The following is a 6,146-nucleotide window of genomic DNA, read 5'->3' as shown; positions in this document are numbered from 1 at the left end:
AGTTGAGGCAGTTGAGGCAGTTGAGGCAGTTGAGGCAGTTGAGGCAGTTGAGGCAGTTGAGGCAGTTGAGGCAGTTGAGGCAGTTGAGGCAGTTGAGGCAGTTGAGGCAGTTGAGGCAGTATCAGAATCCACTAAAAGAAAAGCCGGGACAAGCCCGGCGTTTTCTTTTATCACTCAGCAGCTGCTTCAGCAGCGGCCGGACGGTCTACCAGCTCAATATAAGCCATAGGGGCGTTGTCGCCAGCACGGAAACCGCATTTCAGAATGCGAGTATAACCGCCGGCGCGCTCCAGGTAGCGCGGGCCCAGTTCATTGAACAGCTTAGCCACGATCGCGTTATCGCGAGTACGGGCAAATGCCAGGCGACGATTAGCAACGCTATCAGTCTTGGCAAGGGTGATCAGCGGTTCAACTACACGACGCAGCTCTTTTGCCTTAGGCAGAGTCGTCTTGATGATCTCATGACGAACCAGGGAGCTGGCCATGTTGCGGAACATAGCCTGACGATGGCTGCTGTTCCGGTTCAGTTGACGACCACTCAAACGATGGCGCATGACCTTATCCTTCTAACTAAATCTGTGAAACCCGTAATCTGGATTACTCGTCAGCGATGCTGGCGGGCGGCCAGTTCTCAAGGCGCATGCCAAGAGACAGACCACGGGAGGCCAACACGTCCTTGATCTCAGTCAGGGACTTCTTACCGAGGTTAGGAGTCTTAAGCAACTCAACTTCGGTACGCTGTACCAGATCACCAATATAGTGGATAGCTTCTGCCTTCAGACAGTTCGCAGAACGAACTGTCAGCTCCAAATCATCGACAGGACGCAGCAGAATCGGATCAAACTCGGGTTTCTCTTCTTTCTTCTCGGGCACGCTGACATCGCGCAGATCCACGAAGGCTTCCAGTTGCTCGGCCAGAATAGTGGCAGAACGACGGATGGCTTCTTCAGGATCCAGGGTACCATTGGTCTCCATGTCGATGACCAGCTTGTCCAAGTCGGTACGCTGTTCAACCCGTGCTGCCTCAACATTGTAGGCAATACGAACGATGGGGCTGAACGCGGAGTCCAGCAGCAGGCGACCGATAGGACGCTCTTCATCATCGTTGTGAACACGAGCAGAAGCAGGCACATAACCACGACCGCGCTGAACTTTCAGGCGCATGCTGATTTCAGCATTGGCACCAGTCAGGTGGCAGATTACGTGCTCCGGGTTTACGATCTCGACTTCATCACCGTGAGTGATATCACCAGCGGTAACGGGGCCTGTTCCAGACTTGGTCAGGGACAGAGTTACCTCGTCCTTGCCTTCCAGCTTCACAGCGATACCTTTCAGGTTGAGCAGGATTTCAAGAATGTCTTCCTGTACACCTTCTTTGCTGCTGTACTCATGCAGTACCCCGTCAATTTCGACTTCAGTAACTGCACAACCGGGCATAGAAGACAGCAAAATACGACGCAGGGCGTTGCCCAGCGTGTGACCAAAGCCACGCTCAAGTGGCTCAAGAGTCACTTTCGCATGAGTCGGGCTAACTTGCTCGATGTCAACTAGCCGCGGTTTAAGAAAATCTGTTACAGAACCCAGCATTGTGTCCTCTCTTTAGAAGCTAGCTTTACTTGGAGTAAAGCTCGACGATCAGCTGTTCGTTAATGTCGGCAGACAGGTCGGAACGCTCCGGCAGGCGCTTGAAGGCACCTTCCATTTTAGCGGCATCAACCTCTACCCAAGTCGGCTTCTCGCGCTGACCAGCAACCTCAAGGGCAGCTTTGATACGCGCTTGCTTCTTAGCCTTCTCACGAACGCAGATCACGTCCTCAGGGGAAACCTGGAAAGAAGGAATGTTCACAACGCGACCGTTGACCATGATGGCCTTGTGGCTCACCAGCTGACGAGACTCAGCACGGGTAGCGCCGAAGCCCATACGGTAAACAACGTTGTCCAAACGACCTTCCAGCAGCTGCAACAGGTTTTCACCGGTGTTACCCTTTTGACGGGCAGCGTCGCGGTAGTAGTTGCGGAACTGTTTTTCCAATACGCCGTAGATACGACGAACTTTTTGTTTCTCGCGCAGCTGAACACCGTAGTCAGACAGACGCGCTTTACGCGCACCGTGTTGACCAGGAACGGTGTCAATCTTGCACTTAGAATCAATCGCACGAACACCAGACTTCAGGAAGAGGTCGGTGCCCTCACGACGGCTAAGCTTAAGCTTAGGACCGATATATCTTGCCATCTTCTTTCTCCAACAATCCTAGACCAAGTAGCTAAACGCGTTACACGCGGCGCTTCTTGGGAGGACGACAACCGTTGTGCGGGATCGGAGTCACATCAGTAATGTTAGTGATGCGGAAACCAGCCGCGTTCAGAGCGCGGATGGAAGACTCACGACCGGGACCCGGACCTTTGACCATGACTTCCAGGTTCTTCACGCCGTATTCTTTGGCGATCTCACCAGCGCGCTCAGCAGCTACCTGGGCAGCAAACGGAGTGGACTTACGGGAACCACGGAAACCGGAACCACCAGAGGTAGCCCAAGACAGAGCATTGCCCTGACGGTCAGTAATGGTCACGATTGTGTTGTTGAAAGATGCATGAACGTGCGCAATACCGTCGCTCACTTGCTTTTTAACGCGCTTGCGAGCACGAGTCGGAGTTTTAGCCATTTTCTACCTTCCCGTTACTTCTTGATAGCCTTGCGCGGACCCTTACGGGTACGAGCGTTGGTCTTGGTACGTTGACCACGAACAGGCAGGCTACGACGGTGACGCAAACCACGGTAGCAACCCAGATCCATCAAACGCTTGATGTTCATGGAAATCTGACGACGCAGGTCACCTTCAACGGTGAATTTACCTACTTGTTCACGCAGACTCTCGATCTGAGCTTCGTCCAGGTCTTTAATTTTCACATTCTCAGCGATACCGGCTGCGGCACAGATGGCCTTGGAGCGGGTACGACCGACGCCATAAATAGCAGTCAAAGCGATGACAGCATGCTTATGGTCAGGAATGTTAATGCCAGCGATACGGGCCACTATTCACTCCTACATATAGTAGATTACGACCACCACAAAGCCCGTGAGCGGATACGTGGCGGTCAACCAATGCACAACAAAAGTTGGCTGGCTATATTAGCCAGCACAACTATTTGTTGCAAGTACTAACCGTAAAAAATTAGCCTTGGCGTTGCTTATGCTTAGGCTCGCTGCAAATCACACGCACCACACCGTGACGCTTGATGATTTTGCAGTTACGGCAGATTGCCTTAACGGAAGCACGAACTTTCATTGCTTAACTCCGTAACTACGCCGACCTTTAGCGGCCGTAGCCCTTCAGGTTGGCCTTCCTCAGGACGTCGCCATATTGATGAGACATCATATGGGTCTGAACCTGAGCCATGAAGTCCATGATAACTACCACGATAATCAGCAGCGAGGTGCCACCGAAGTAGAACTGTACGTTCCAGGCAGTCATCAGGAACTGGGGTACCAGACAGATAAAGGTTATATAGAGTGCACCTGCCAATGTCAGGCGAGTCATAACCTTATCGATATAACGTGCTGTCTGCTCGCCCGGGCGAATCCCCGGGATAAAGGCTCCACTCTTCTTCAGGTTGTCTGCTGTCTCGCGCGGATTGAACACCAGCGCAGTATAGAAGAAGCAGAAGAAGATAATGGCTGCTGCATACAGCATCTCGTAAAGCGGTTGACCCGGCTGCAGGACCATAGAGACCTGCTGCAGAATATCAGCAACTTTACCCTCACCCTGACCAAACCAAGAGGTGATGGTCCCTGGGAACAGGATGATACTGGATGCGAAAATCGCAGGAATCACACCGGCCATATTTACTTTCAACGGCAGGTGTGTGCTTTGCGCTGCGAATACCTGGCGGCCTTGTTGACGCTTGGCATAGTTCACGACGATACGACGCTGACCACGCTCCACGAACACCACAAAGTAAGTCACTGCGAAAACAATCAAGCCCAGCAACAACAACAGCAGGATGTGCAATTCCCCTTGACGTGCCTGTTCGGCCGTAGCGCCAATGGCATGCGGCAGACCGGCAACGATACCCGTGAAAATAATCAGCGAAATACCATTACCAATCCCACGCTCGGTAATCTGCTCACCCAACCACATCAAAAACATGGTACCGGTGACCAGACTCACAACGGCTGTGAAGTAGAAGCCAAGACCCGGATTAGTCACGAGCCCCTGCATCATGTTCGGCAGACCGGTTGCGATACCAATGGCCTGGAAAGTTCCCAAAACCAGCGTGCCCCAACGGGTATATTGGCTAATCTTGCGACGGCCGGATTCACCTTCTTTCTTGAGTTCAGCAAGAGCGGGGTGAACCACTGTCAGCAGCTGGATAATGATCGATGCCGAAATGTACGGCATGATCCCCAACGCAAGAATAGAAGCACGCGAGAGTGCACCACCACTGAACATGTTGAACATCTCAATGATGGTGCCCTTCTGTTGCTGGAACAACTCGGCCAGTACGGCGGCGTCAATACCAGGAATCGGCACATAAGAGCCTGCACGGAAAACGATAATCGCCCCGAGAACGAAGAGCAGACGGCTCTTCAGTTCACTCAGACCACCCTGTGCTTTAACATCCAATCCTGGTTTCTTAGCCATTGTACTGATTATTCCTCGATTTTACCGCCAGCGGCCTCGATGGCTGCGCGTGCACCCTTGGTGACGGACAGACCACGAACAGTCACAGCACGGTCAATGTTGCCAGACAGAACAACTTTAGCGAACACGATGTTTTTGGTAACAACACCGGCTTGCTTCAGAGTGCTCATATCGACCACATCACCTTCTACCAGGGCGATTTCGTTCAGGCGCACTTCGGCAGAAACCAAAGACTTGCGAGAGAAGAAACCGAACTTCGGCAGACGGATTTTCAAAGGCATCTGACCACCCTCGAAACCGTTGCGGACTTTACCGCCACCGGAACGAGAGGTTTGACCTTTCACACCACGACCACCAGTCTTGCCCAGACCGGAACCGATACCACGGCCCGGACGGTGCTTAACGCGCTTGGAACCAGCGGCCGGAGACAGAGTATTCAGACGCATGCTTAGCCCTCCACCTTAACCATGTAGTAAACCTGGTTGATCATACCGCGTACGCAAGGAGTATCTTCCAGCTCAACGGTGTGACCAATGCGACGCAGGCCCAGACCACGCAGAGTTGCCTTATGCTTGGGCAGACGGCCGATAGAGCTGCGAGTTTGAGTTACTTTTACAGTGTTAGCCATGTCACATTACCCCAGGATTTCTTCAACGCGCAGACCACGCTTGGCGGCGATCTGTTCCGGTGATTGACCGTGAACCAGAGCGTCTACAGTAGCGCGAACGACGTTGATTGGGTTGGTGGAACCGTAGGTCTTGGCCAGCACGTTGTGGATACCAGCAACTTCCAGAACAGCACGCATAGCGCCGCCTGCGATGATACCAGTACCTTGGGAGGCCGGCTTCATGAACACGGTAGAACCGGAGTGAACACCTTTCACCGGGTGGTGCAGGGTGCCGTTGTTCAGCTCAACCTTGTTCAGGTTACGCTTGGCCTGTTCCATTGCTTTTTGAATAGCAGCCGGAACTTCACGGGCCTTACCATAACCGTAACCTACACGGCCGTTACCATCACCCACCACGGTCAACGCGGTGAAGGACATGATACGACCACCTTTAACAGTTTTCGAAACACGGTTTACTGCAATCAGCTTTTCTTGCAGTTCGCCGGCTTGAGATTCGACTTTAGCCATCTTCGACTCCTAGCTTAGAACTGAAGACCAGCGTCACGTGCAGCAGCTGCCAGAGCAGCAATGCGACCGTGATACTTGAAACCGGAACGATCGAAAGATACGTTCTGAACGCCTTTGGCAATAGCACGCTCAGCGATAGCTTTACCTACAGCGGTAGCAGCGTCTGCATTACCGGTGTATTTCAGAGCTTCACTGATGGCTTTCTCTACTGTGGAAGCAGAGGCCAGAACTTCGGAACCGTTGGCTGCAATAACCTGCGCATAGATATGACGCGGGGTACGGTGCACAACCAGACGGGTGGCTCCCAGTTCCTGCATCTTTTTCCGAGCACGAGTAGCACGACGGAGACGAGCTGCTTTCTTGTCCAT

At 52.8% G+C, this 6,146-nt stretch carries 11 protein-coding genes; all 11 read right to left on the bottom strand.

What is annotated here, in order from left to right:
* Positions 1-170 precede the first annotated feature (170 nt).
* The 11 genes from rplQ to rplR all read right to left on the bottom strand — a co-directional run bounded on the left by rplQ (position 171) and on the right by rplR (position 6,146).
* A complete protein-coding gene (gene rplQ, locus ACB028_RS17830; RefSeq protein WP_005307999.1) occupies positions 171-554 on the bottom strand; it encodes a 50S ribosomal protein L17 in 384 nt (127 codons plus the stop codon).
* A gap of 43 nt (positions 555-597) precedes the next feature.
* A complete protein-coding gene (rpoA, locus tag ACB028_RS17825; RefSeq protein ID WP_005307997.1) occupies positions 598-1,587 on the bottom strand; it encodes a DNA-directed RNA polymerase subunit alpha in 990 nt (329 codons plus the stop codon).
* A 25-nt stretch (positions 1,588-1,612) separates the two neighbouring features.
* Positions 1,613-2,233 carry a 30S ribosomal protein S4 gene (gene rpsD, locus ACB028_RS17820; RefSeq protein ID WP_005307996.1) on the bottom strand — a complete coding sequence of 207 codons (621 nt, stop codon included), beginning with the start codon at positions 2,231-2,233 and terminating at the stop codon, positions 1,613-1,615.
* Between the two features lie 40 nt (positions 2,234-2,273).
* Positions 2,274-2,663, bottom strand: a complete 390-nt coding sequence (gene rpsK, locus ACB028_RS17815; RefSeq protein WP_005319702.1) for a 30S ribosomal protein S11 — start codon at positions 2,661-2,663, stop codon at positions 2,274-2,276.
* A gap of 14 nt (positions 2,664-2,677) precedes the next feature.
* Positions 2,678-3,034 (bottom strand): 30S ribosomal protein S13, encoded by a 357-nt coding sequence (rpsM, locus tag ACB028_RS17810; protein ID WP_005307991.1) that lies wholly within the window; start codon positions 3,032-3,034, stop codon positions 2,678-2,680.
* A gap of 139 nt (positions 3,035-3,173) precedes the next feature.
* On the bottom strand, positions 3,174-3,287 hold the full coding sequence (rpmJ, locus tag ACB028_RS17805) for a 50S ribosomal protein L36 (RefSeq protein WP_005319705.1): 114 nt from the start codon (positions 3,285-3,287) through the stop codon (positions 3,174-3,176).
* A gap of 27 nt (positions 3,288-3,314) precedes the next feature.
* Positions 3,315-4,643 (bottom strand): preprotein translocase subunit SecY, encoded by a 1,329-nt coding sequence (gene secY / locus ACB028_RS17800; RefSeq protein WP_026456047.1) that lies wholly within the window; start codon positions 4,641-4,643, stop codon positions 3,315-3,317.
* 8 nt (positions 4,644-4,651) lie between these two features.
* Positions 4,652-5,089, bottom strand: a complete 438-nt coding sequence (gene rplO / locus ACB028_RS17795; RefSeq protein ID WP_026456046.1) for a 50S ribosomal protein L15 — start codon at positions 5,087-5,089, stop codon at positions 4,652-4,654.
* A 2-nt stretch (positions 5,090-5,091) separates the two neighbouring features.
* Positions 5,092-5,271, bottom strand: coding sequence for a 50S ribosomal protein L30 (gene rpmD / locus ACB028_RS17790; protein WP_005307985.1), 180 nt, complete (start codon positions 5,269-5,271; stop codon positions 5,092-5,094).
* A gap of 6 nt (positions 5,272-5,277) precedes the next feature.
* Entirely contained in the window at positions 5,278-5,778 is a 501-nt protein-coding gene (gene rpsE, locus ACB028_RS17785) for a 30S ribosomal protein S5 (RefSeq protein WP_005342686.1), read from the bottom strand.
* Between the two features lie 14 nt (positions 5,779-5,792).
* Positions 5,793-6,146 carry a 50S ribosomal protein L18 gene (gene rplR / locus ACB028_RS17780; protein ID WP_005340606.1) on the bottom strand — a complete coding sequence of 118 codons (354 nt, stop codon included), beginning with the start codon at positions 6,144-6,146 and terminating at the stop codon, positions 5,793-5,795.

Source organism: Aeromonas sp. S9(2024), assembly GCF_041403185.1.
GTDB lineage: Bacteria > Pseudomonadota > Gammaproteobacteria > Enterobacterales > Aeromonadaceae > Aeromonas > Aeromonas enteropelogenes.
Note: the sequence above shows the minus strand (reverse complement) of the source record. Positions and strands in the feature narration are given on the sequence as shown.